A 24,324-nucleotide genomic window follows, 5' to 3' on the forward strand; every position below is an offset into this window, starting at 1 on the left:
TTGAGGTGAATACTATGTCTACTCCCGCTAACTTTAACGGTGCTCGTCCGGTGATTGATGTTAACGATACCGCCATGCTGTTGATTGACCACCAGAGCGGCCTGTTCCAGACCGTCGGCGATATGCCGATGCCAGAGCTGCGCGCTCGCGCCGCCGCGCTGGCCAAGATGGCGTCGCTTGCCGGGATCCCGGTGATCACCACCGCCTCCGTGCCACAGGGGCCGAACGGTCCGCTGATCCCGGAGATTCATGAAAACGCGCCGCATGCGAAATACATCGCCCGTAAAGGTGAGATTAACGCCTGGGATAACCCGGAATTCGTCGCCGCGGTGAAAGCGACCGGTCGTAAGACGCTGATTATCGCCGGGACTATCACCAGTGTCTGCATGGCCTTCCCGGCGATTGCCGCTGTCGCCGATGGGTATAAAGTGTTTGCCGTGATTGACGCTTCCGGCACCTACAGCAAAATGGCGCAGGAAATTACCCTGGCTCGCGTGGTACAGGCTGGCGTAGTGCCGATGGATACCGCCGCCGTCGCCTCTGAGCTGCAGCGCACCTGGAATCGCCCGGACGCCGCAGAATGGGCGGAGGTGTACACCAAAGTCTTCCCGGCCTACCAACTGCTGATCGAAAGCTACAGCAAAGCGCAGGACGTGGTGAAGAATAACGAACAGCTGGATTCTCAGCGCTAAAACCCCGCCCCGCTGTACCGCAGCGGGGTGTTGTTCATTGCGTGAGCGAACGGTAGAGAAAGAAGAAAATATGCTTGACCGTTTTAACGCAACTCCCTATAGTAGCGCCCCGTTGCCCACCCAAGGTGAGCAGCAAGACAATATGGTGAGGTGTCCGAGTGGCTGAAGGAGCACGCCTGGAAAGTGTGTATACGGCAACGTATCGGGGGTTCGAATCCCCCCCTCACCGCCATATTCAAGATGAGAGCCTGTACGCAAGTACGGGCTCTTTTCTTTTATATTCTCCGCTGGGGGGATGAGAACCCCCGACCGGGGTTCGACAACTGGCAACGCCAGTTGGACAGACCGCGAGCCTGCGAGCGGGCTGCCCCGCAGGGGCGAGCGAAGCGAGTCAATCCCCCCCTCACCGCCATATTCAAGATGAGAGCCTGTACGCAAGTACGGGCTCTCATCTTTTATATTCTCCGCTGGGGGGATGAGAACCCCCGACCGGGGTTCGACAACTGGCAACGCCAGTTGGACAGACCGCGAGCCTGCGAGCGGGCTGCCCCGCAGGGGCGAGCGAAGCGAGTCAATCCCCCCCTCACCGCCATATTCGAGATGAGAGCCTGTACGCAAGTACGGGCTCTTTTCTTTTATATTCTCCACTGGGGGGATGAGAACCCCCGACCGGGGTTCGACAACTGGCAACGCCAGTTGGACAGACCGCGAGCCTGCGAGCGGGCTGCCCCGACAAAAACGCCGGGAGCGTTTTTGAACAACGCCTGCGTTGGCCCCGCAGGGGCGAGGCCCATGGATGGGCCGAGTAACGGCGAGCGAAGCGAGTCAATCCCCCCTCACCGCCATATTTTAAGAAGAGCTCGTACGCATGTACGGGCTTTTTTTTCGCTTGTGGCACCGCAGACATCCCCGGGGTCGGCAGCAATGCCTCCCCCGGCTACCAGACCGTACCCGCCAGGTAGCCCGGCTAAGCGCAGCGCCGCCGGGAGGATGCCCAAAAACGACAAAGCCCGGGCTAGCCCGGGCCTTGCTCACAGTATGACGATTAATAATAGGCTTTCAGCGTCCGCTGGCAGAGAGCCGAGCGCACGCAGTCATCGGTGGTGAAACGCACGATGCCGATCATCTCGTCTTCCTCAAAACGCGCCAGCGCATCACTCAGGCCAGACCTCACACCAGAGGGCAAATCGCACTGGGTGATATCGCCATTGACGATGACCGTCACGTTCTCCCCGAGGCGGGTTAAAAACATCTTCATTTGCGCTGCGGTCACGTTCTGGGCCTCGTCCAGAATCACCACCGCATTTTCAAAGGTACGTCCGCGCATATAGGCGAACGGCGCGATTTCCACCTTGCCGATTTCCGGACGCAGGCAGTACTGCATAAAGGAAGCCCCCAACCTTTTCACCAGCACGTCGTAAACCGGTCGGAAATAGGGCGCGAACTTCTCGGCGATATCTCCCGGTAAGAAGCCAAGATCTTCATCGGCCTGCAGAACGGGACGGGTAACAATAATTCTGTCCACATCCTTATGGATCAGCGCTTCAGCTGCCTTCGCCGCACTGATCCAGGTCTTGCCGCATCCGGCTTCGCCGGTGGCGAAAATCAGCTGTTTATTGTCGATGGCATTCAGATAATGCGCCTGAGCTTCATTGCGCGCCTCAATTGGGGAAGTATCACGGCTGTCCCGCGCCATGCCAATTGCTTCTACGCCACTCATTTGCACAAGCGATGTGACCGATTCTTCTTCACGCTGTTTATGGCTACGTGAATCCCGTCTCAGCACACGTTTTGCTTCACGACGAGCTTTGATCACTGCTTTTTGTCTTCCCATGGATAGCACCTTGCGTTGTAGGTTTACATCACACGCGTCAACATCGACGCGACTATGCGCACGAACGATTGAGGTTTGGCTTCCTTGTAAGCCATTGCTTGCCGGTAGAACTGACAACGAGTCGCGGCTACGCGCACCGCGTACCCTGCCAAGGTGGTAATAATTCGAAGCGGAAGGAGAAAGGGTAAGAAAATCGCTGCCGGAAGCGGGGCTTCCGTGCTGAAGAGTACGGTCTGTGGTTTTACGTTGTCCGGTACGGGACCTTACCATTCGCGATCTCCATAGTGAAACGTCACACTGCCGGGAACTACCGCGTATGTAATAAGTACATCAAAAAAGATTCTTAATGCAACTTATTTTTCACAATGACGCAACAAATAGTTCTTAAGCAAGTGTAGGAGACTATCGGTCATTTGTATTACAGAAATATAACACATGGCAGGAAATATAATAAAAAAGAGAAAAACAGCAGAAAACGCCCTGCCCTCACGGACAGGGTCGGTATCAGGCCTGCAGCAGCGACTCTCCCAGATAGTGCTTATCATCCACTACGCCGGGTAAAACAAAGAAGTAGCCCCCGCCGATGGGTTTGACGTACTCCTCCAGTGCCTCGCCGTTAAGCCGTTTCTGCACCGTCAGAAAACCCTTTTCCAGATCGTGCTGATAGCAAACGAATAACAGCCCCATATCCAGTTGTCCGGCGTTAGTGACGCCCAGCGAATAGCTGTAGCCGCGGCGCATCATCAGGCTGGACTGGGTTTCCGGCGTGCGAGGATTGGCCAGACGAATATGGCTATCCAGCGCAATGACTTCGCCGCCAGGATCTTTACTGTAATCCGGGGTATCGTGTTCGTTTTTCATCCCCAGCGGCGCACCGCTGTGCTTGTCGCGGCCAAAGATCGTCTGCTGCTCCTTGAGCGGCGTCCGATCCCAGAACTCCACGTGAAACTGGATAATTCGCGCCGCCTGATAGCTGCCGCCCACGGTCCAGGCCGGCTCGTCCTGATCGGCTGTCACCCACACGACTTTATCCATCAGCGCGCTGTCGTGGCTCGGCGGGTTAGCGGTGCCGTCCTTGAATCCCAGCAGGTTGATCGGGGTCTCTTTGCCTTTACTGCGCGCCGCGCTGTCGGAGATAAACCCTTCCCGCTTCCAGCGCACGCTCAGCAGATCCGGCGTATGTTTGATGACATCGCGCAGGGCGTGGATCACCGTATCCTGAGTATTGGCGCAGATCTGCAGCAGCAGGTCGCCATGACACAGGGCGGCATCCAGTGAATCGTTGGGGAAGCGGGTCATCGGCTGCAGTTTTTTCGGCGCTTTATCCGCCAGGCCAAAACGCTCATCAAACAGTGAATGGCCAACCGAGACGGTCATGGTCAGGTTATCCGGTGCAATCCACGCCCCTAAGATGCCGGAATCCATCGGCGGCAGCCGGGGATTCGGCGTATCCGGCGCCGGGCCGCCCTGGGTTAAAAAGGCGATACGCTGGGTCAGCAGCCGAAACAGACGCTCGAGGTCAGCTTTATCTGACGCCAGCACATCGAACGCCACCAGCATCATCGAAGCCTGCTGCGGCGTCAGGATGCCCGCCTGATGCGGGCCGTAGAAGGGCTGTTTTTCCTGACGGGCGTCGGGTGTGAGCGTCCCGGGGGAACTTTCTGCTTTTGCCGCATGCGCCACCGGGCAGCCGCCGGTGATGGCCAGCGCGCCGCCAAGCGCGCCGATCCCTTTCAGTAAGCGACGACGTGACGGCTCGTTCACGTCGTGGGGTTTCTGTTGTGCCATCGACTTAGTCCAGACCCAGGATCCCGCGCAGCTGAGCCAGATCTTCCGCCAGGGTGGTGATCGGCCCTTTCAGCGCATTACGGTCAGCGGTGGTCAGCTTATCGTAGGTCTCGAAACCGTCTTTGGTGCGATATTTGCTGAGGATGCTGTCCACTTTCTTAAAGTTGGCGTCCACTTTCGCCAGCAGCGCGCTGTTCTCTTTTTGCAGCTGCGGACGCAGCAGGTCGACGATTTTCTGTGCGCCGTCAATGTTGGCCTGGAAGTCCCACAGGTCGGTGTGGCTGTAACGATCTTCTTCGCCGCTGATCTTGCTGGCTGCGACTTCCTCAATTAATCCTGCCGCCCCGCCCACCACTTTTGACGGCGGGAACGCCAGCTCGCTGATGCGTTTTTGCAGCTCCAGCACATCGCTGTTCAGCTGATCGGCATATTTTCCCATGCCCTTGACGCTGTTATCGCCAAACAGCGCCTTTTCCAGACGGTGGAAACCGGTGAATTTCGGATCTTCCGCTTTTTTCTCGAAGTCGTCTTCGCGGGCGTCGATGCTGCCGTCAAGGTCAGAGAACAGCTCGGCAATCGGCTCAATGCGCTCGTAATGCTGGCGCGTCGGGGCGTACAGCGCTTTCGCTTTTTCGATATCGCCCGCTTTCACCGCGTCGGTAAAGGCTTTGGTGCCGCTGACCAGCTGCGCGGTTTCCGCCGTCACATAGGCCTTATAAGCGGTGATCGCGTCGCCGAGGCTCAACACCGCATCCGCTTTCGCCGCGTCTTTGGTTGCTTCGCCGGTGACAATCAGTTTCCCTTTCGGGTTGGTGAGCAGGCCGCAGGTCATATCATATTCGCCTGGCTGCAGGTTAGCGGTGAGCTTTTGGGTAAAGCCCGGCGCGATGTTCTCACGCTCTTCCACCACCATGACCCCTTTCAGAATTTCCCACTCCAGCGCTTTCTGGCTATGGTTCTGAATAATAAACTGGGTTTTACCCGCTTTAACGGTCACCTGCATCGGCTCGCACTGCTTGTCGTTGACGGTGACTTTGACCTGCGGGATATCCGCAGCCTGAGCACCCAATGCAGAGCTGAGCAGCGCGGCCACGGTCGCCCGCAGCGCATTACGGCGAAAATGAATCATCATGATCATCCCTTTCGGTAAGTAGAGTGTCGCTTATAAGCTCGCAGCGCCCGGTCAGGCAGCCCGCGAGGCAGTGGTATTATTCCGCGGCGGCAGGGCAAACAGCACCAGCGCCGGGATCAGATAAAGCAGATAGACCGCCACTTCGCTAACGCTCGGGGTCTCCTGGTAGCCGAAGATCCCTTCAAGCAGTGTGCCGAACAGCGTATGCGTCGACAGCACGTTGCTCAGATCGAAGGCCGTATCCTGGAACAGGTTCCACAGGCCAGCCTCGTGGAAGGCGCGGATCGCCCCCGCGGCCAGGCCAGCGGCCACCAGCAGAATAAACAGGCTGGTCCATTTGAAGAACACGCCGAGGTTAAGGCGGATACCGCCCCAGTAGAGCAGGAAGCCCAGCACGATTGCCGTGGCCAGGCCCAGCAGCGCCCCCAGCGGCGGCCAGATGCCGACATCCTGCTGGAATGCCGCCAGCAGAAAGAAGACCGACTCCAGCCCCTCACGAGCAACGGCGAAAAAGACCATCATCACCAGCGCCCAGCCATGGTGATTACCGCGCTGCAGCGCCTTGTCCACGGCCTGCTCCAGTTGCTGTTTAACGTTGCGCGAGACATTGCGCATCCAGAAGACCATCCACGTCAGGATCACTACCGCGATGACCGCGACGATCCCCTCGAACAACTCCTGTTCGCGCTGAGGAAATTCCCCGGTGGTTTCGTTGATAAAAATGCCTAAGCCAAGACACAGCGCCGCCGCGAGGATCACGCCAATCCACATCACGCCAATCCAGTTGCCGCGCTGGGTGCGTTTCAGATAGCTGGCGATCAGGCTGACAATCAGCGCCGCCTCAAGGCCTTCGCGTAACATAATGAGAAATGGGACAAACATGCCAATACCCTTAAATGTAAAGCACCGTCAACGAATGCAAAAACAGGTAATATTTATGATAGTGATTATCATTACAATACTCAAAAACACAAGCGAAATGTTTAGAGAATGATGACTATCTGTAAATAAATCGCTGGCAAATAATGACTTACGAAAATATTCGCCTGTTATGAGGGAAAAGAATAAGCAAAGGATTTTTTACGCCAGATATTTACCCGTGGCGGCGGCTATGGCTAAATGGCGGCCTTATTGACCTGCGAAAAGAACAACATGACTGCATTTTTTCATTTCCTGCTGGCGCTGGTGGTGATCCTCGCCCTGGCCTGGCTTGTCAGCTACGACAGACAAAATATTCGTATTCGTTACATTCTCCAGTTGATTATTATCGAAATAGCGCTCGCCTTCTTTTTCCTGCACGCAGAAAGCGGCCTGTGGCTGGTGAAAAATATCTCCGGCTTTTTTGCTTCACTGTTAGGCTTTGCCGCCGAAGGGACCAATTTCGTCTTTGGCGGCATGAGCGAAAAAGGGTTAGCCTTTATTTTCCTGGGCGTCCTGTGTCCGATTGTGTTTATTTCCGCGCTGATTGGTATTCTTCAGCACTGGCGGATCCTGCCGATTTTCATTCGTGTCATCGGTACCCTGCTGTCGAAGGTAAACGGCATGGGTAAGCTGGAATCTTTCAACGCCGTCAGTTCGCTGATCCTCGGCCAGTCGGAAAACTTCATCGCCTACAAAGGCGTGCTGGGCGACCTCTCCTCACGGCGTCTGTTCACCATGGCGGCGACGGCCATGTCGACCGTATCGCTGTCGATTGTCGGCGCCTATATGACCATGCTGGATGCCAAATATGTCGTCGCGGCGCTGATCCTGAATATGTTCAGCACCTTTATCGTGCTGTCGGTGATTAACCCGACGCGGCCGGACAGCGAGCAGGAAATAAAACTCGAGAAGCTGCACGAATCGCAGAGTTTCTTTGAAATGCTCGGGGAATATATTCTGGCCGGCTTTAAAGTGGCGATGATTATTCTGGCGATGCTGATCGGCTTTATCGCCCTGATCAGCGCCATTAACGCGCTGTTCGCTACCCTGTTTGGTCTCAGCTTCCAGCAGATCCTCGGCTACGTCTTCTATCCGCTGGCCTGGCTTATCGGTATCCCGCTGAGCGATGCGCTGAACGCCGGCAGCATCATGGCCACCAAACTGGTCGCTAACGAATTTGTGGCGATGATTGAGCTGCAAAAGATTGCCGCCAGCATGACGCCGCGCGGGCTCGGCATTCTCTCGGTCTTCCTGGTGTCGTTTGCCAACTTTGCCTCGATCGGCATTATCGCCGGGGCGATCAAAGGCCTGAATGAACCGCAGGGCAATATCGTCTCCCGCTTCGGCCTACGGCTGGTGTATAGCGCCACGCTGGTGAGCCTGCTTTCCGCCAGCTTCGCCGGGCTGGTGCTGTAAGACAAACGGCGGGGCTGCCCCCGCAGTTTACTCAGAACTGCACGCAGACCGGCTGGTCGACACGCATCACCGACTCCTGCGCGAAGCGTGATTTATAGCCCTGGCGCAGGGCTTCAATACCGGCCTCGCTCTGCGCATCGTTGCCATGGATCACCATCAGCGCCTTACTCTGCTCCCGCACCACCTGACCATTCTGGCCAAGCCACTGGCCGCGGGCATCAAACACCGTCAGCCCATCGCGAAAGCGCGGCGTGACGTCGCGGTCGACAAACTGTTGCCACTCTTCAGCAGTGATGTCTTTCCCCGCCGGGCGGCTCAGGCCGAAATAAAGCGTGGTTTGCACCATGGACCGATCCGCCGGGCAGGCGCCGGGCTTCGGCGCGCGGGTCGACGAACTTCCACCCGCCACGCAGCCGCTGAGTAACCCTGCCAGCACCAGCGCCATTGCACCCTGTCTGAACGTCATCTTTGCTATCCTCATTGTTATTAGTCAGGAAATATCAGCGGATTTTCAAATAATTAGCAAGGGTTATAATATTCCGGCCCGGCAACAGGCAAAAAAAAGCCCGCCAACGGCGGGCTCGTGAGCGTCAGATGACCTTACTCAGCCGTGGCGCGTACCGGCGGCGGCGTATGATAATGGGCATCCGCTTCGGCGAAGCGCTGCTGCATGCTGGCCGACGGCGCTTTATCCAGCAGGCTAAAGACCACAATCCCCAGGCTACCGAAGATAAAGCCCGGAATAATTTCATACAGGCCCAGCCAGCCAAACTGCTTCCAGACGATCACGGTCAGGGCGCCAATCACCATCCCGGCCAGCGCGCCGTTACGGGTCATGCGCGACCACATCACCGAGAACAGCACCACCGGACCAAAGGCGGCGCCGAAGCCAGCCCAGGCGTAGCTCACCAGTCCCAGCACGCGGTTTTCCGGATTGGCCGCCAGGGCAATCGCCACCAGGGCAACCACCAGCACCATCATACGGCCCACCCACACCAGCTCTTTCTGGCCGGCGTTTTTACGCAGGAAGGCTTTATACAAATCTTCGGTGATTGCGCTGGAGCAGACCAGCAACTGACAGCTCAGGGTGGACATCACCGCCGCCAGAATCGCCGACAACAGGATCCCGGCAATCCACGGGTTAAACAGGATTTGCGCCAGTTCGATAAACACGCGCTCGGCATTCTGATTAACCGCGCCCGCCAGGCTCGGGTTGTTATTGAAGTAGGCAATCCCAAAGAAGCCGACCGCCACCGCGCCCGCCAGGCACAGGATCATCCAGGTCATACTGATGCGACGAGCATGAACGATACTGTGGTGCGAATCCGCCGCCATAAAGCGCGCCAGAATATGCGGCTGACCGAAATAGCCCAGCCCCCAGCCCATCAGCGAAATAATTGCCACGAAGTTCAGCCCCTTGAGCATGTCGATATTTTCGATGCTCTTTTGCTTAATGACTTCCAGCGAATCCCCAAAGCCGCCGACGGAAATAATCACGATCACCGGGGTGAGGATCAGGGCAAAAATCATCAGGCTGGCCTGCACGGTGTCGGTCCAGCTGACGGCGAGGAAACCGCCGACGAAGGTATAGATAATCGTCGCCGCCGCCCCGGCCCACAGTGCGGTTTCATAACTCATGCCGAAGGTGCTTTCAAACAGACGGGCCCCCGCCACAATTCCCGATGCACAATAGATGGTAAAGAACAGCAGAATAACCAGCGCTGAAATAATTCTCAGCACCCGGCTTTTATCTTCAAAACGGCCGGTAAAATAATCGGGCAGCGTCAGGGCGTTATTATTCACCTCGGTATGCACGCGCAGGCGCCCGGCTACCAGCTTCCAGTTAATCCACGCCCCCAGCGTTAAGCCAATGGCAATCCAGCTTTCGGAAATCCCGGAGAGAAAAATGGCGCCCGGCAGGCCCATCAGCAGCCAGCCGCTCATATCCGAGGCGCCGGCGGAAAGCGCGGTCACAAATGGCCCCAGACTCCGCCCCCCGAGAATATAATCATCAAAGTTTTTGGTCGAACGCCAGGCTATAAACCCTATTAAAACCATACCAAAAATATAAACAATAAATGTCACCAGCATCGGTGTGCTAATAGCCATGCAAAGTCTCCAGAATTTTTATCGACAGCATCCCGCTTCGTCGTTTTTTTCCACTACCGGAACGGGGTAATGGTGCGTTGTTTAATTGGGCGACCGTATCCTGACGGAAGCTTCGGTTTTTCACAAATGATTTAACACAGCATTTACACGAAAACCCGACAGCGCAAAACGTCATTTTTTTAGAGGTTGCACTCTCTCACGTTTTTAAAGGTTGCACCAAACAAAAGTGTTAACTCACGCATACAAATACCCTATGAGCACGGGGTTAAAATTCTGCTATTTTAGGCATTATTTTTAACAAATCCGCCATTTCACGGCTTGCGTCACAAGCCATAATTAACAAGGTTGCACAAAGTTGCAACATAGTGGATATTTCCATGCAACCGCATAAGCCTAACGATAAATGACAGGAGTTTTGAGCATGGGCACCACCACCATGGGTGTTAAGCTTGACGACGCAACTCGCGAGCGCATTAAGTCCGCCGCGAGCCGTATTGACCGCACGCCGCACTGGCTGATTAAACAGGCCATCTTCAATTATCTGGAAAAGCTGGAAAACGATGAGACGCTGCCTGAGCTGCCGGCGCTTCTGAACGGCGCCGCCAATGAAAGCGATGAAGCGGGTTCACCGGCGGAAGAGCCGTATCAACCGTTCCTCGAATTTGCCGAGCAGATCCTGCCGCAGTCGGTGAGCCGCGCAGCGATCACCGCCGCCTGGCGTCGCCCGGAAACCGACGCGGTGCCGATGCTGCTGGAACAGGCCCGACTGCCGCAGTCGCTGGGCGAACAGGCGCACAAGCTGGCGTATCAGCTGGCGGAAAAACTGCGCAACCAGAAGACCGCCAGCGGCCGCGCCGGCATGGTGCAGAGTCTGCTGCAGGAGTTCTCCCTCTCCTCACAGGAAGGGGTGGCGCTGATGTGCCTGGCGGAAGCCCTGCTGCGTATTCCGGATAAAGCCACCCGCGATGCGCTGATCCGCGACAAAATCAGCAACGGCAACTGGCAGTCGCACATCGGCCGCAGCCCGTCGTTGTTCGTCAACGCCGCCACCTGGGGGCTGCTGTTTACCGGCAAACTGGTGTCGACCCATAACGAGACCAGCCTCTCCCGCTCCCTGAACCGCATCATCGGTAAGAGCGGCGAACCGCTGATCCGCAAGGGCGTGGATATGGCGATGCGCCTGATGGGCGAGCAGTTCGTCACCGGCGAAACCATCGCCGAAGCGCTGGCTAACGCCCGTAAACTGGAAGAAAAAGGTTTCCGCTACTCCTACGATATGCTCGGCGAAGCGGCGCTGACCGCCGCCGACGCTCAGGCCTATATGGTCTCTTATCAGCAGGCGATCCACGCCATCGGCAAAGCCTCCAACGGCCGCGGCATTTATGAAGGGCCGGGCATCTCCATTAAGCTCTCCGCTCTGCACCCGCGCTACAGCCGCGCGCAGTATGACCGGGTGATGGAAGAGCTTTACCCGCGTCTGAAATCGCTGACCCTGCTGGCGCGCCAGTACGACATCGGTATCAACATCGACGCCGAAGAGGCCGATCGTCTGGAGATCTCCCTCGATCTGCTGGAAAAACTGTGCTTCGAACCGGAGCTGGCCGGCTGGAACGGCATCGGCTTTGTTATTCAGGCCTACCAGAAGCGCTGTCCGTTTGTTATTGATTACCTGATTGACCTCGCCACCCGCAGCCGCCGTCGCCTGATGATCCGTCTGGTGAAAGGCGCCTACTGGGATAGCGAAATCAAACGCGCGCAGATGGAAGGCCTCGAAGGCTATCCGGTCTACACTCGCAAGGTCTATACCGACGTCTCCTACCTTGCCTGCGCGAAAAAGCTGCTGGCGGTGCCGAACCTGATTTACCCGCAGTTCGCCACCCACAACGCCCATACCCTGGCGGCTATCTACCAGCTGGCGGGCCAGAACTACTACCCGGGCCAGTATGAGTTCCAGTGCCTGCACGGCATGGGCGAACCGCTGTACGAGCAGGTGGTGGGCAAAGTCGCCGACGGCAAACTGAACCGGCCGTGCCGGATCTACGCCCCGGTGGGCACCCACGAAACGCTGCTGGCGTATCTGGTGCGCCGTCTGCTGGAAAACGGCGCCAATACCTCTTTCGTCAACCGTATCGCGGACAATACCCTGCCGCTGGACGAGCTGGTGGCCGACCCGGTCAGCGCGGTAGAAAAACTGGCGCAGCAGGAAGGCCAGGCCGGCCTGCCGCATCCGAAAATCCCGCTGCCGCGCGATCTCTACGGCAGCGGCCGCAGCAACTCCGCCGGTCTCGATCTGGCGAACGAGCACCGTCTGGCCTCCCTCTCCTCTTCCCTGCTCAACAGCGCCCTGCATAAATGGCAGGCATTGCCGATGCTGGAGCAGCCGGTGGCCGAAGGCGAAATGCAGCCGGTGGTTAACCCGGCAGAGCCGAAAGATATCGTCGGCTACGTCCGCGAAGCCAGCGACGCCGAAGTGCAGCAGGCGCTGACCAGCGCTATCAACAATGCGCCGATCTGGTTCGCCACCCCGCCGCAGGAGCGCGCCGCCATTCTTGAGCGCGCCGCGGTGCTGATGGAAAGCCAGATGCCGACCCTGATGGGGATCCTGGTGCGCGAGGCGGGTAAAACCTTCAGCAACGCCATCGCCGAAGTACGCGAAGCCGTCGACTTCCTGCACTATTATGCCGGCCAGGTGCGCGACGATTTCGATAATGAAACCCACCGCCCGCTGGGCCCGGTGGTCTGTATCAGCCCGTGGAACTTCCCGCTGGCGATCTTCACCGGCCAGATTGCCGCCGCGCTGGCCGCCGGCAATAGCGTGCTGGCGAAACCAGCCGAGCAGACGCCGCTGATCGCCGCCCAGGGCGTGGCGATTCTGCTGGAGGCCGGCGTGCCGCCGGGCGTTATTCAACTGTTGCCGGGCCGCGGGGAAACCGTGGGCGCCGCGCTAACCTCCGATGAGCGCGTACGCGGCGTGATGTTCACCGGCTCCACCGAAGTGGCGACGCTGCTGCAGCGCAATATTGCCAGCCGCCTCGACCCCCAGGGTCGCCCGACGCCGCTGATCGCTGAAACCGGTGGGATGAACGCGATGATCGTCGACTCGTCGGCGCTGACCGAGCAGGTGGTGATCGACGTCCTGGCTTCCGCGTTCGACAGCGCCGGCCAGCGCTGCTCCGCCCTGCGCGTCCTCTGCCTGCAGGAGGAAGTCGCCGACCATACGTTGACCATGCTGCGCGGCGCCATGAGCGAGTGCCGGATGGGTAACCCGGGTCGGCTGACCACCGACATCGGCCCGGTTATCGATGCGGAAGCGAAAGAGAATATTGAACGCCATATTCAGGCGATGCGCGCCAAAGGACGCACCGTCTACCAGGCGGTGCGCGAGAATAGCGAAGACGCAAGCGAATGGCGCCACGGGACCTTTGTGCCGCCGACGCTTATCGAACTCGATAGCTTCGACGAGCTGAAAAAAGAGGTCTTCGGCCCGGTGCTGCACGTGGTGCGCTATAACCGTAACGAGCTGGACAAACTGGTGGAGCAGATTAACGCCTCTGGCTACGGCCTGACGCTCGGCGTGCATACCCGCATCGACGAGACCATCGCCCAGGTCACCGGCAGCGCGAAGGTGGGCAACCTGTACGTCAACCGCAATATGGTTGGCGCGGTGGTCGGCGTGCAGCCGTTCGGCGGCGAAGGGTTGTCCGGTACCGGTCCGAAAGCCGGCGGTCCGCTGTATCTGTACCGTCTGCTCTCCAGCCGTCCGCAGGACGCGGTTGGCGTGACCTTCGCCCGCCAGGATGCGGAGCGCCCGCTGGACGCCCAGCTGAAAACGCTGCTGGAAAAACCGCTGCAGGCGCTGCAGCAGTGGGCGGCGGGCCGTCCTGAGCTGCAGGCGCTGTGCCAGCAGTACAGCGAGCAGGCGCAAAGCGGCACCCAACGCCTGCTGCCGGGGCCAACCGGCGAGCGCAATACCCTGACGCTGATGCCGCGCGAGCGCGTGCTGTGCGTGGCGGATAATGAACAGGATGCGCTGATCCAGCTGGCGGCTGTGCTGGCGGTGGGTTGTGAAGTACTGTGGCCGGACAGCGCCCTGCAGCGCGATCTGGCGAAGAAGCTGCCGCGGGAGGTCAGCGAGCGCATTCGCTTTGCCAAAGCGGAGCAGTTACCTGGCCAGGCCTTCGACGCGGTTATCTACCACGGCGATTCCGACCAGCTGCGCGAGCTGTGCGAGCAGGTGGCGGCGCGCGATGGGGCGATAGTCTCCGTGCAGGGCTTCGCCCGCGGCGAAACCAACCTGCTGCTGGAGCGGCTGTATATTGAGCGCTCGCTGAGCGTTAACACCGCGGCGGCAGGCGGTAACGCCAGCCTGATGACCATCGGCTAAAACAGGCGCCCCCGGTGGCGCTGCGCTTACCGGGGCTACATAACACCGCCAAAGGCACGGAGGACGGCCTGTATTGTAGGTCGGGTAAGCGTAGCGCCACCCGACAACATAACAATACAACGAGGTAGCCCGGATAAGGCGCTGTGCGCCGCCATCCGGGAAATCGGCGCTGTGATCAGCTAATGACAGCCGACGTCAGCTGTGTTTAATTAAGGCTCCCGGACGGGAGCCTTTTTTATGGGAGCAGAACAATGAAACGCACGTTATTTGCCGTGATGGCCCTGCTGGCCAGCGGCGCGGCGCTGGCGGACGAGTGCAGCAACGCCAATACCCAAACCGAAATGAATCAGTGCGCGGCCGCGCAGTATCAGGCGGCCGACAAAAAGCTGAATGACACCTGGCAGCAGGCCCTGCAGCGGGCGGTGGGTAAACAACAAACATTACTGAAGCAGGCGCAGCAGGCATGGATCGCCCTGCGCGACGCCGATTGCGCCTTTCTCGCGTCCGGCGCCGAAGGCGGCAGCATGCAGCCGATGCTGGTAAGCCAGTGCATGACCGATAAGAGCGTGGAGCGGGAGTCTTTCCTCGCCTCGCTGCTGCAGTGCGAGGATGGCGATCAAAGCTGCCCGCTGCCGCCGGCCAATTAACGGACGCGAATGCCTTCGATAATCATCCGCTGGACATTATCGACCGTTTGTTCAAAAAAGGCCGCATCCTGCAGCGTGGCGCCGGTGACCGCCTCCACCTGGGTGGCAAAGTCGGCGTAATGCTGGGTGGTGGCCCAGATCATAAAGATTAAATGCTGCGGATCGACCGGCGCCAGCTTGCCGCGGTCGATCCAGCCGGAGACAATCGCCGATTTTTCATCGACCAGCGCTTTCAGGTCCCCGGTCAGTTCGCCCATCAGCAGCGGCGCCCCCTGCAGCATCTCGAGGCAGAACAGCTTCGAGGCCTGGGGGTGATCGCGGGACACCTCCAGCTTCAGGCGAATATATTCGCGGATCGCCACCAGCGGGCTGATATCCTCGCGAAACGCCTTCAGCGGCGCCAGCCAGATGGCGAGGATCTGCTGCAGGACAGCCACATACAGCGCCTCTTTCGAAGGGTAGTAATAGAGCAGATTGGTTTTCGATACCCCGGCGCGCTCAGCCACCTGCTCCAGTCGCGTACCGTGAATACCAAATTGCGAAAATGCCTCCAGCGCGGCGGCCAGGATGGCCTCCTTTTTGGCGCTGACCGCTTGTGAACGTTTGCCGCTTTTCTTCACCGCGCCCTGTGCCATACATCCTCTCCTTCAGTTGACGCCACCAGCATAGCAAAAGCCCCGCGCCGACACGACCCCGTGCACCCTGATTGCGCATGACTGCCGTTTTTTCGTGCACTGATTTTGACCATCCAGTCCACTTTTTTATCGTCCTTTTTAGCAACTCAAAAGTAACACATTAATAACATTAGCATTTATAAAACTGGCATTGCCTTTGCTTTACCTTTTCTGCGAGGTGGTCCAGGGAGAGGCAGGATGCCGCACCACCGCAACTCCATCTTCCATGACTGCAGAGAGGTAGGTATGAAAATTGGTGTTTTCGTTCCCATTGGCAACAACGGCTGGCTGATCTCCACCCATGCCCCGCAGTATATGCCGACCTTCGAACTGAATAAGGCTATCGTGCAGAAGGCCGAGCACTACCATTTCGACTTCGCGCTCTCCATGATCAAGCTGCGCGGCTTCGGCGGGAAAACCGAGTTCTGGGATCACAACCTGGAGTCCTTCACCCTGATGGCCGGCCTGGCGGCGGTGACCTCGAAGATCCAGATCTACGCCACCGCCGCCACCCTGACGCTGCCGCCGGCGATTGTCGCCCGAATGGCATCCACTATCGACTCCATCTCCGGCGGCCGGTTTGGCGTCAATCTGGTGACCGGCTGGCAAAAACCGGAATATGACCAGATGGGCATGTGGCCGGGAGATGACTATTTCGCCAGCCGCTATGACTATCTCACCGAATACGTTCAGGTGCTCCGTGACCTGTGGGGCACCGGGCGCAGCGATTTCAAAGGTGATTACTTCACCATGAACGACTGCCGGGTCAGCCCGCGCCCTTCACAGCCGATGAAGGTGATCTGCGCCGGGCAGAGCGATGCCGGTATGGCCTTCTCCGCCCAGCACGCGGACTACAACTTCTGCTTTGGCAAAGGAGTCAACACGCCAACGGCCTTTGCCCCAACCGCCGCACGCATGATGCAGGCGGCGGAAAAAACCGGCCGCGACGTGGGGTCCTATGTGCTGTTTATGGTGATCGCCGACGAAACCGACGAGGCGGCGCGCGCCAAATGGGAACATTACAAAGCGGGCGCCGATGAAGAAGCGCTGGCGTGGCTCACCGAGCAGAGTCAGAAAGACACCCGCTCCGGCAGCGATACCAACGTGCGCCAGATGGCCGACCCCACCTCGGCGGTCAACATTAACATGGGCACCCTGGTCGGATCGTATGCCAGCGTCGCGCGGATGCTCGATGAAGTGGCGAGCGTGCCCGGCACCGACGGCGTGCTGCTGACCTTTGATGATTTTCTTGCCGGCATCGACGCCTTTGGCGAACGCATTCAGCCGCTGATGCGCTGCCGGGACCACATTGCTCCTGTTACCCGTGAGGTGGCCTGATGATTACCCTTCCCGCTCGCCCGGAATCCCTGACCTTCGCGCCGCAGCAGAGCGCGCTGATTGTGGTCGATATGCAGAATGCCTACGCCAGTCAGGGCGGTTATCTGGATCTCGCCGGCTTTGACGTCTCCGCCACCCGGCCGGTTATCGACAATATTAATACCGCCGTCGCCGCCGCCCGCGCCGCGGGCATGCTGATTATCTGGTTCCAGAATGGCTGGGATGACCAGTATGTTGAAGCTGGCGGCCCGGGCTCGCCGAACTATCACAAATCCAACGCGCTGAAAACGATGCGTCAGCGTCCGGAGCTGCAGGGCAAGCTGCTGGCGAAAGGCGGCTGGGATTATCAGCTGGTGGATGAGCTGACGCCGCAGGAAGGCGATATCGTGTTGCCGAAACCGCGTTACAGCGGCTTCTTTAACACCCCGCTCGACAGCATTTTACGCAGCCGCGGCATACGCCACCTGGTGTTCACCGGGATCGCCACCAACGTCTGCGTCGAATCGACGCTGCGCGATGGCTTCTTTCTCGAATACTTCGGCATCGTGCTGGAGGATGCCACCCATCAGGCCGGCCCGGCCTTCGCCCAGCAGGCGGCGCTGTTCAATATTGAAACCTTTTTCGGCTGGGTCAGCGACGTCGAGAGCTTCTGCCACGCGCTGTCCCCCGCCACCCCGCTGTCTTTAGCCAAGGAGAAACGTTATGCCTAAACAGGTGATTATTCCGCCAGGCACCACCACGCCGATTGCCCCCTTTGTTCCGGGAACGCTCGCCGACGGGGTGGTCTACGTCTCGGGCACCCTGCCGTTTGATAAGCAAAACAATGTGGTGCACATCGGCGACCCAAAGGCGCAAACCCGCCACGTGCTGGAGACCATCAAGAGCGTTATCGAAACGGCGGGCGGGAGTATGGCGGATGTGACTTTCAACAGCATCTTTATCACCGACTGGACAAATTACGCCGCGATTAACGAGGTCTACGCCGAGTTCTTCCCCGGCGATAAACCGGCCCGCTTCTGCATTCAGTGCGGACTGGTGAAGCCTGATGCGCTGGTGGAAATCGCCAGCGTCGCCCATATCGGCGCCCCGACATGATGAGGCTCAATATTGCTCCAGCCCCATGGCCCGGCGCGCCGGTGGTGGTCCTCAGCGCCGGTTTAGGCGGCGGCGGCGGCTACTGGCTGGCGCAGCGCGCGGCGCTGGAGGCACAGTATCAGCTGGTGAGTTATGACCATAACGGGACCGGGGAAAACGCCGGCCCGCTGCCCGTCGACTACAGCATGGCGACGATGGCCCAGGAGCTGTTCAGCGCCCTGCAGGCGACGGGGATCAACCGCTTTGCGCTGGTGGGCCACGCCCTGGGGGCGCTGATTGGCCTGCAGCTGGCGCTCGATCGCCCCGAGGCGGTGAGCGCCCTGGTGCTGGTCAACGGCTGGCTGACGCTGTCGCCGCACACCCGCCGCTGCTTCCTGGTGCGCGAGCGTCTGCTGCATGCCGGCGGCGCGCAGGCGTGGGTTGAAGCGCAACCACTGTTTCTCTACCCGGCGGAATGGATGGCCGCGCGCCTGCCGCGCCTCGAAGCGGAAGATGCGCTTGCCATCAGCCATTTTCAGGGCAAAGAGAATCTGCTGAAGCGGCTGCAGGCCCTGAAGCAGGCTGATTTTTCACGCCGTGCTGCGGCCATCGCCTGCCCGACGCTGATTGTCAGCGCCGCTGACGACCTGCTGGTCCCGGCCTCCTGCTCCCGCGTGCTGCAGGCGGCGATCCCCGGCAGCCAGCGTGTGGAGATGCCGTGGGGCGGCCATGCCTGTAACGTCACCGACGCCGATACCTTTAATACCATTTTATGCGACGGGCTGGCCGCTATGCTGCCGGTCGCCAGGGAGATCCGATGAACGACGCGATAAACCACACGGCCTGCGAGACGCTGTTTACCCAGGCCCGTACCCACAACGGCTGGCTCGATAAACCGGTGAGCGACGCGCAACTGCAGGCCATCTGGGACCTGATGAAAATGGGGCCCACCTCCGCCAACTGTTCGCCAGCGCGCATCGTGTTCGTCCGCAGCGCGGAAGGCAAAGAGAAGCTCGGCCCAACGCTCTCCAGCGGCAATCTGCAGAAAACCATGCAGGCGCCGGTGACCGCCATCGTGGCATGGGATAGCGCCTTCTACGACCGGCTGCCGACCCTGTTTCCCCACGGTGACGCCCGCAGCTGGTTTACCTCCAGCCCGCAGCTGGCGGAAGAGACCGCGTTTCGCAACAGCTCGCTGCAGGCGGCGTACCTGATTTTCGCCTGCCGCGCGCTGGGCCTCGACACCGGGCCGATGTCCGGTTTTGACCGGGAAAAAGTCGACGCGGCGTTTTTTGCCGACAACGGCTGGAAAAGCAACCTGCTGGTGAACATCGGCTATGGCGACCCCGGCAAGCTGTATGGTCGCCTGCCGCGTCTGTCCTTTGATGAAGCCTGCCTGCTGGCATAAGGAGTTGGCGATGGAGTTAGCGGACAAAGCGAGTTTTCGTGACGCCATGGCCCACGTCGGCGCCGCGGTTAACATTATTACCACCGATGGCCCGGCGGGCCGGGCGGGGTTCACCGCCAGCGCGGTCTGCAGCGTCACCGATACGCCGCCGACCCTGCTGGTCTGCCTGAACCGCTCGGCCTCGGTGTGGCCGGTGTTCAGCGAACACCACACGCTGTGCGTCAATACCCTGGCGGCGGGACAGGAGGCCCTGTCGACGCTGTTTGGCGGTAAAACGGCAATGGACGAGCGTTTTGCCGCCGCCGACTGGCAGACCGGCGCCACCGGCTGTCCGCGGCTGGAGGCGGCGCTGGTCAGCTTTGACTGCCGCATCGACCAGCGCGTCAGCGTCGGGACGCACGACATTCTGTTTTGTCACGTCGTGGCCATTACCCGTCACCCGGAGCCCCGGGGACTGATGTGGTTTGGCCGCGGTTATCACACGCTTATGCGACCCGCTTGTTAACCTTTAACCCGGGATATCATCATGGCACTCTTCGATTTTCCTCGCTGGAAGTTGACCTCCCCCGCCGCTGAGTCCGGCGTTGTCGCCCCCGATGAACGCTTGTCGGCCGGGCAAACGCTGGTGATGGGCGTGCAGCACGCCGTTGCGATGTTCGGTGCGACGGTGCTGATGCCGTTGTTGATGGGGCTCGACCCCAACCTGTCGATTCTGATGTCGGGCGTCGGCACTCTGCTGTTCTTTGTCGTCACCGGCGGACGGGTGCCGAGCTATCTCGGCTCCAGCGCCGCTTTTGTCGGGGTGGTGATCGCCATTACCGGCTTTAACGGCCAGGGGCTGAACCCTCATCTGAGCGTCGCCCTTGGCGGGATCATCGCCTGCGGGCTGGTTTACACCCTGATTGGTCTGGTGGTGATGAAGATCGGCACCCGCTGGATCGAGCGCCTGATGCCGCCGGTTGTGACCGGCGCGGTGGTGATGGCAATCGGCCTGAACCTGGCGCCGATTGCCGTGCGCAGCGTGTCCGCCAGCGCCTTCGACAGCTGGATGGCGGTGTTGACCGTGCTCTGCATCGGCATAGTCGCGGTATTTACCCGCGGGATGCTGCAGCGTCTGCTGATCCTGGTCGGCCTGATCGTCGCCTGCGCACTGTACGCCCTGCTGGCTAACGGCTTTGGCCTTGGCAAGCCGCTGGACTTCTCCCCCCTCGCCCAGGCGGCGTGGTTCGGGCTGCCGCACTTTACCACCCCATCCTTTAACGGTCAGGCGATGATGTTGATTGCGCCGGTCGCGGTGATCCTGGTGGCCGAGAGCCTCGGGCACCTGAAGGCCGTCGCCGGGATGACCGGGCGCAATATGGACCCGTACATGGGGCGCGCCTTCGTCGGCGACGGGCTGGCGACCATGCTCTCCGGCTCGGTGGGCGGCAGCGGGGTCACGACCTATGCGGAGAACATTGGCGTCATGGCGGTGACCAAGGTCTACTCGACGCTGGTCTTTGTCGCCGCGGCGCTGATCGCGATGCTGCTCGGCTTCTCGCCGAAGTTTGGCGCATTAATCCACACCATTCCCGGGCCGGTGATCGGCGGCGCCTCGATCGTGGTCTTTGGCCTGATCGCGGTCGCCGGGGCGCGGATCTGGGTACAAAACCGCGTCGACCTCAGCCAGAACAGCAATTTGATCATGGTGTCGGTGACCCTGGTGCTGGGCGCCGGCGATTTCGCGCTGTCGCTGGGCGGCTTTACGCTGGGCGGAATTGGTACGGCCACCTTCGGGGCGATCCTGCTGCACGCGCTGCTTCATCGCGGGACGCGCGAGGCGAAGGAGGCCAGGGTAACGCCGGTATAAGCCACATTAGCGCGGCGTTGGCGCGTGGGCCTGGGTGGGGTGAGCCTGTAGGCCGGATAAGGCATTTATGCCGCCATCCGGCACCGCCACGGGTACTGAGCCTGACCGCCCGCTGGCGCGGGCCGACTGACCGTCAGGGCTGGATAATTTGATACGGTTATCGGTTTGCAACGGTTTCGCCCCGGCAAAACGGTTGTTCTGTGTTATTTCCGGGCAGATGGCGCTCCCGATAGGTCTTCTGCGTTATGCCTCTCCTGGCGCAGGGAGCGCACAGGGGGCGGCCAGTCGCCGCCGCCCCCTGTACCCCCGGGCTCCGGCCAGCAAAATCGCCACTGCGTGGTGCCTTCGACTTATCCCTGCAGGCTTCGGGTCGGGCCGAGGCAGCGTCCCTGCAAAACACGGCCCTTAGCCCGCATCCATGCGGGCTGCCCCGGCCTTCCGGGAACGTCTCAGCGATTTTGAGGCCGCCAACAACGGCAGTTTCAGCAGCCCCAGGACCCGCGGTGATTTTGGGATGTAGGCCGGGCAAGGCGTGAGCCGCCGCCCGGCATAAAAGCGACTCCGCGCCTGATGCCATCGCCCGGCGGCGCTGCGCTTGCGTGGGCCGACTGACGGCCGGAGCTGGATAATTCGATAAGGTTATCGGTTTGCAACGGTTTCGCCCCGGCAAAACGGCTGTTCTGTGTTATATCCGGCAGATGGCGCTCCCGATAGGTCTTCTGCGTTATGCCTCTCCTGGCGCAGGGAGCGCACAGGGGGCGGCCAGTCGCCGCCGCCCCCTGTACCCCCGGGCTCCGGCCAGCAACATCGCCGCTGCGCGGTGCCTTCGACTTATCCCTGCAGGCTTCGGGTCGGGCCGAGGCAGCGTCCCTGCAAAACACGGCCCTCAGCCCGCATCCATGCGGGCTGCCCCGGCCTTCCGGGAACGTCTCAGCGATGTTGAGGCCGTCAGCACCGGCAGTTTCAGCAGCCCCAGGACCCGCGGTGATTTTGGGATGTAGGCCGGGCAAGGCGTGAGCCGCCGCCCGGCGGCGCGGCGCTTGCGCGGGGCTACCGACAATCCGCCTGTAGGCCGGATAAGGCATTTATGCCGCCATCCGGCACCGCCGCAGGTACGGAGCCTGACCGCCCGCTGGCGCGGGCCGACTGACCGTCAGGGCTGGATAATTTGATACGGTTATCGGTTTGCAACGGTTTCGCCCCGGCAAAACGGTTGTTCTGTGTTATTTCCGGGCAGATGGCGCTCCCGATAGGTCTTCTGCGTTATGCCTCTCCTGGCGCAGGGAGCGCACAGGGGGCGGCCAGTCGCCGCCGCCCCCTGTACCCCCGGGCTCCGGCCAGCAACATCGCCGCTGCGTGGTGCTTTCGACTTATCCCTGCAGGCTTCGGGTCGGGCCGAGGCAGCGTCCCTGCAAAACACGGCCCTCAGCCCGCATCCATGCGGGCTGCCCCGGCCTTCCGGGAACGTCTCAGCGATGTTGAGGCCGCCAACAACGGCAGTTTCAGCAAGAAAGGTGAATAAATTAACGGCAGGTCGCACGAACGTAGGCCGGGCAAGGCGTGAGCCGCCACCCGGCATAAAAGCGACGCCGTGCCTGATGTCATCGCCCGGCAGCGCTGCGCTGGCGCGGGCCTGGAGACAATCAGAGCCGGACGAGTAGGCCAGCCAGGATAAGCGCCGCTGTAGGATCAGAAGCGTAAAATTATGGCTCGCGGCGATCGGCCAGGTCCGTGAGCGGCTGCGCATCGTCGTTTGTGGAAACCTGCGGTGGCGACTTGCGCTTCCACTTCAGCTCGCTCACCAGCACCCCCGCGAGGATCAAGACGCAGCCGAGCAGAGCCAGCAGCGGCAGACGCTCACCGGCCAGCCGGCCAAAAATACCGGCCCATACCGGTTCACCAGTATAGATAAGGGTGGCCCGCGTCGGCGAGACGCTGCGTTGCGCCCAGTTCATGGTCACCTGAATGATCGCGCTGAAAATCCCCAGCCCCAGCGCGACGCCGAGCAGGGCCGGCGTCAACGGCGGAACCGCCTCACCGGCCGGCTTCATGGCGGCGAAAGCCACCAGCGACGCGGTCGCCAGCTGCACGACCGTCACCCGGCGGACATCGACTTTCCCGGCCCAGGCGCTGATAAGGATAATCTCCGCCGCGATCGCCAGCGCGCTCGCCAGAGTAATCATCTCCCCCACGCCAAGCGCCAGCAGATTATTTTCCGGCCCGGCCAGCAGGATCAAACCGATAAACGCCAGCACAATCCCCACGCAGGACATCACCCCCGGCATACGGCCCAGGCACAGCCACTGCAGCAGCGGTACCAGCGGCACATACATCGCCGTGATAAAGGCAGATTTACTGCTGGAGATCGACTGCAGTCCCCAGGTCTGCAGGCCATACCCCAGCGCAATCGCCACGCCAATCGCCACCCCCGCCTTCACCTCCAGCCACGTCAGCCCCCGCAGGGTGCGCAGCGAGAGCAGGCCCACCGCCAGCGCGGCGGTCGCGAAACGCAGACCGACAAAAAACAGCGGCCCGCTGAGGCTCACCGCATACTGCACGGCAAGGAACGTCCCTCCCCAGAACATGGTGATCATGATGAGGAGCGCTTCCTGGCGGGTAATGGAGAATTTTAACGAAGACATAAGACAGCCATGACGATTAACGGGCGACCAGTGTGCAATCCGCCCGGCGGGAGCGCAACCACCGACAGATAAAAAAACCGCCGGCAGATGCCGGCGGCGAGGGCGATGCGGTTGGGTCGGGGAGATTAACACCGCATCAAAGAGAACAGTGCGAGTCGCGCGTTAACTTTCACGACTACCGTGACTGTTTTTACCCCCTTTTTTGCCAGCCTCTGAGGCGCGCTGAGGGTCATTTTTAAAATTCCCCCCGCTATGCTGGCCACCTTTACGTCCTGCTTCTGATGCTCTTTCACGGTCTTCAGCAAAGTTGCCAGAACCGCCACGATGGTTTGCCATTACTGACCTCCATTAGGTTAGACATCATAGTGCATTACGCGGGAGCGGCGACGCCGCTGTCTTACCGCGTATCTATAAGG

20 protein-coding genes and 1 tRNA gene are annotated in these 24,324 nt (G+C 60.1%); 12 read left to right on the top strand and 9 right to left on the bottom strand.

Going from position 1 to position 24,324, the window contains the following annotated elements:
* Nucleotides 1-14: 14 nt before the first annotated feature.
* Both SP68_RS16605 and SP68_RS16610 read left to right on the top strand, forming a co-directional pair.
* The gene (locus SP68_RS16605; RefSeq protein WP_002898927.1) at nucleotides 15-692 is read left to right on the top strand and encodes an isochorismatase family protein; all 678 of its coding nucleotides are present in this window, start codon (nucleotides 15-17) and stop codon (nucleotides 690-692) included.
* Nucleotides 693-836: 144 nt separating this feature from the next.
* Nucleotides 837-924 (top strand) — tRNA-Ser (locus SP68_RS16610).
* Between the two features lie 813 nt (nucleotides 925-1,737).
* Here the strand turns inward: SP68_RS16610 and phoH are convergent.
* The 4 genes from phoH to efeU all read right to left on the bottom strand — a co-directional run bounded on the left by phoH (nucleotide 1,738) and on the right by efeU (nucleotide 6,328).
* Nucleotides 1,738-2,526 (bottom strand): phosphate starvation-inducible protein PhoH, encoded by a 789-nt coding sequence (gene phoH, locus SP68_RS16615; RefSeq protein WP_002898923.1) that lies wholly within the window; start codon nucleotides 2,524-2,526, stop codon nucleotides 1,738-1,740.
* Between the two features lie 504 nt (nucleotides 2,527-3,030).
* A complete protein-coding gene (efeB, locus tag SP68_RS16620) occupies nucleotides 3,031-4,314 on the bottom strand; it encodes an iron uptake transporter deferrochelatase/peroxidase subunit (RefSeq protein WP_040975248.1) in 1,284 nt (427 codons plus the stop codon).
* Nucleotides 4,315-4,318: 4 nt separating this feature from the next.
* Complete coding sequence (efeO, locus tag SP68_RS16625; protein ID WP_012542259.1) at nucleotides 4,319-5,446, bottom strand: iron uptake system protein EfeO; 1,128 nt, start codon at nucleotides 5,444-5,446, stop codon at nucleotides 4,319-4,321.
* Between the two features lie 51 nt (nucleotides 5,447-5,497).
* On the bottom strand, nucleotides 5,498-6,328 hold the full coding sequence (gene efeU, locus SP68_RS16630; RefSeq protein WP_008805948.1) for an iron uptake transporter permease EfeU: 831 nt from the start codon (nucleotides 6,326-6,328) through the stop codon (nucleotides 5,498-5,500).
* A 270-nt stretch (nucleotides 6,329-6,598) separates the two neighbouring features.
* On the opposite strand from efeU, the gene SP68_RS16635 reads away from it, so the two are divergent.
* Complete coding sequence (locus tag SP68_RS16635; protein WP_012968585.1) at nucleotides 6,599-7,783, top strand: NupC/NupG family nucleoside CNT transporter; 1,185 nt, start codon at nucleotides 6,599-6,601, stop codon at nucleotides 7,781-7,783.
* Between the two features lie 31 nt (nucleotides 7,784-7,814).
* Here SP68_RS16635 and SP68_RS16640 read toward each other — a convergent pair whose 3' ends face one another.
* Together SP68_RS16640 and putP are read right to left on the bottom strand one after the other, a co-directional pair.
* Entirely contained in the window at nucleotides 7,815-8,249 is a 435-nt protein-coding gene (locus SP68_RS16640; protein WP_008805946.1) for a DUF3574 domain-containing protein, read from the bottom strand.
* Between the two features lie 134 nt (nucleotides 8,250-8,383).
* Nucleotides 8,384-9,892 (bottom strand): sodium/proline symporter PutP, encoded by a 1,509-nt coding sequence (putP, locus tag SP68_RS16645; protein ID WP_008805945.1) that lies wholly within the window; start codon nucleotides 9,890-9,892, stop codon nucleotides 8,384-8,386.
* 421 nt (nucleotides 9,893-10,313) lie between these two features.
* Here putP and putA point away from each other — a divergent pair, with 421 nt between their 5' ends.
* Together putA and SP68_RS16655 are read left to right on the top strand one after the other, a co-directional pair.
* Entirely contained in the window at nucleotides 10,314-14,276 is a 3,963-nt protein-coding gene (gene putA / locus SP68_RS16650; protein WP_012968587.1) for a trifunctional transcriptional regulator/proline dehydrogenase/L-glutamate gamma-semialdehyde dehydrogenase, read from the top strand.
* 251 nt (nucleotides 14,277-14,527) lie between these two features.
* A complete protein-coding gene (locus tag SP68_RS16655; RefSeq protein WP_008805943.1) occupies nucleotides 14,528-14,923 on the top strand; it encodes a lysozyme inhibitor LprI family protein in 396 nt (131 codons plus the stop codon).
* Here SP68_RS16655 and rutR read toward each other — a convergent pair.
* Nucleotides 14,920-15,558: an HTH-type transcriptional regulator RutR gene (gene rutR / locus SP68_RS16660; protein ID WP_002898883.1), complete on the bottom strand. Its 639-nt coding sequence runs from the start codon at nucleotides 15,556-15,558 to the stop codon at nucleotides 14,920-14,922. The genes SP68_RS16655 and rutR overlap by 4 nt on opposite strands.
* 285 nt (nucleotides 15,559-15,843) lie before the next feature.
* On the opposite strand from rutR, the gene rutA reads away from it, so the two are divergent.
* Genes rutA through rutG form a run of 7 tightly spaced genes read left to right on the top strand, consistent with a single transcriptional unit; the run spans nucleotide 15,844 to nucleotide 21,266 of the window.
* Nucleotides 15,844-16,935 (top strand): pyrimidine utilization protein A, encoded by a 1,092-nt coding sequence (gene rutA / locus SP68_RS16665; protein WP_004204507.1) that lies wholly within the window; start codon nucleotides 15,844-15,846, stop codon nucleotides 16,933-16,935.
* Complete coding sequence (gene rutB, locus SP68_RS16670) at nucleotides 16,935-17,645, top strand: pyrimidine utilization protein B (RefSeq protein WP_008805941.1); 711 nt, start codon at nucleotides 16,935-16,937, stop codon at nucleotides 17,643-17,645. The genes rutA and rutB overlap by 1 nt, the downstream gene beginning before the upstream one ends.
* Nucleotides 17,638-18,030, top strand: a complete 393-nt coding sequence (gene rutC, locus SP68_RS16675) for a pyrimidine utilization protein C (protein WP_012542267.1) — start codon at nucleotides 17,638-17,640, stop codon at nucleotides 18,028-18,030. Before rutB ends, rutC begins: the two co-directional genes overlap by 8 nt.
* Nucleotides 18,027-18,830, top strand: coding sequence for a pyrimidine utilization protein D (gene rutD / locus SP68_RS16680; RefSeq protein ID WP_040975241.1), 804 nt, complete (start codon nucleotides 18,027-18,029; stop codon nucleotides 18,828-18,830). Before rutC ends, rutD begins: the two co-directional genes overlap by 4 nt.
* Nucleotides 18,827-19,417, top strand: coding sequence for a malonic semialdehyde reductase (locus tag SP68_RS16685; protein WP_040975239.1), 591 nt, complete (start codon nucleotides 18,827-18,829; stop codon nucleotides 19,415-19,417). Before rutD ends, SP68_RS16685 begins: the two co-directional genes overlap by 4 nt.
* A gap of 10 nt (nucleotides 19,418-19,427) precedes the next feature.
* Nucleotides 19,428-19,922, top strand: coding sequence for an NADH-dependent FMN reductase RutF (gene rutF / locus SP68_RS16690; protein WP_012542270.1), 495 nt, complete (start codon nucleotides 19,428-19,430; stop codon nucleotides 19,920-19,922).
* 21 nt (nucleotides 19,923-19,943) lie between these two features.
* Nucleotides 19,944-21,266 carry a pyrimidine utilization transport protein G gene (rutG, locus tag SP68_RS16695; protein ID WP_040975234.1) on the top strand — a complete coding sequence of 441 codons (1,323 nt, stop codon included), beginning with the start codon at nucleotides 19,944-19,946 and terminating at the stop codon, nucleotides 21,264-21,266.
* A 1,703-nt stretch (nucleotides 21,267-22,969) separates the two neighbouring features.
* Here the strand turns inward: rutG and SP68_RS16705 are convergent.
* Nucleotides 22,970-23,908: a DMT family transporter gene (locus SP68_RS16705; RefSeq protein WP_008805936.1), complete on the bottom strand. Its 939-nt coding sequence runs from the start codon at nucleotides 23,906-23,908 to the stop codon at nucleotides 22,970-22,972.
* A 162-nt stretch (nucleotides 23,909-24,070) separates the two neighbouring features.
* A complete protein-coding gene (locus SP68_RS16710; protein ID WP_002898708.1) occupies nucleotides 24,071-24,244 on the bottom strand; it encodes a con-10 family general stress protein in 174 nt (57 codons plus the stop codon).
* Between the last annotated feature and the right edge of the window lie 80 nt (nucleotides 24,245-24,324).

Source organism: Klebsiella variicola, assembly GCF_000828055.2.
In the GTDB taxonomy this organism is placed as follows: Bacteria; Pseudomonadota; Gammaproteobacteria; order Enterobacterales; family Enterobacteriaceae; genus Klebsiella; species Klebsiella variicola.

Bases quoted from the DNA above. Each gene is read 5' to 3' on its own strand.
- efeO (WP_012542259.1), bottom strand. From the start codon at position 5,446: ATGATGATTCATTTTCGCCGTAATGCGCTGCGGGCGACCGTGGCCGCG.
- SP68_RS16640 (WP_008805946.1), bottom strand. From the start codon at position 8,249: ATGACGTTCAGACAGGGTGCAATGGCGCTGGTGCTGGCAGGGTTACTC.
- SP68_RS16605 (WP_002898927.1), top strand. From the start codon at position 15: ATGTCTACTCCCGCTAACTTTAACGGTGCTCGTCCGGTGATTGATGTT.
- SP68_RS16705 (WP_008805936.1), bottom strand. From the start codon at position 23,908: ATGTCTTCGTTAAAATTCTCCATTACCCGCCAGGAAGCGCTCCTCATC.
- SP68_RS16635 (WP_012968585.1), top strand. From the start codon at position 6,599: ATGACTGCATTTTTTCATTTCCTGCTGGCGCTGGTGGTGATCCTCGCC.
- rutC (WP_012542267.1), top strand. From the start codon at position 17,638: ATGCCTAAACAGGTGATTATTCCGCCAGGCACCACCACGCCGATTGCC.
- rutB (WP_008805941.1), top strand. From the start codon at position 16,935: ATGATTACCCTTCCCGCTCGCCCGGAATCCCTGACCTTCGCGCCGCAG.
- putP (WP_008805945.1), bottom strand. From the start codon at position 9,892: ATGGCTATTAGCACACCGATGCTGGTGACATTTATTGTTTATATTTTT.
- rutA (WP_004204507.1), top strand. From the start codon at position 15,844: ATGAAAATTGGTGTTTTCGTTCCCATTGGCAACAACGGCTGGCTGATC.
- efeU (WP_008805948.1), bottom strand. From the start codon at position 6,328: ATGTTTGTCCCATTTCTCATTATGTTACGCGAAGGCCTTGAGGCGGCG.
- rutF (WP_012542270.1), top strand. From the start codon at position 19,428: ATGGAGTTAGCGGACAAAGCGAGTTTTCGTGACGCCATGGCCCACGTC.
- SP68_RS16710 (WP_002898708.1), bottom strand. From the start codon at position 24,244: ATGGCAAACCATCGTGGCGGTTCTGGCAACTTTGCTGAAGACCGTGAA.
- SP68_RS16655 (WP_008805943.1), top strand. From the start codon at position 14,528: ATGAAACGCACGTTATTTGCCGTGATGGCCCTGCTGGCCAGCGGCGCG.
- phoH (WP_002898923.1), bottom strand. From the start codon at position 2,526: ATGGGAAGACAAAAAGCAGTGATCAAAGCTCGTCGTGAAGCAAAACGT.
- efeB (WP_040975248.1), bottom strand. From the start codon at position 4,314: ATGGCACAACAGAAACCCCACGACGTGAACGAGCCGTCACGTCGTCGC.
- rutR (WP_002898883.1), bottom strand. From the start codon at position 15,558: ATGGCACAGGGCGCGGTGAAGAAAAGCGGCAAACGTTCACAAGCGGTC.
- rutD (WP_040975241.1), top strand. From the start codon at position 18,027: ATGATGAGGCTCAATATTGCTCCAGCCCCATGGCCCGGCGCGCCGGTG.
- rutG (WP_040975234.1), top strand. From the start codon at position 19,944: ATGGCACTCTTCGATTTTCCTCGCTGGAAGTTGACCTCCCCCGCCGCT.
- SP68_RS16685 (WP_040975239.1), top strand. From the start codon at position 18,827: ATGAACGACGCGATAAACCACACGGCCTGCGAGACGCTGTTTACCCAG.
- putA (WP_012968587.1), top strand. From the start codon at position 10,314: ATGGGCACCACCACCATGGGTGTTAAGCTTGACGACGCAACTCGCGAG.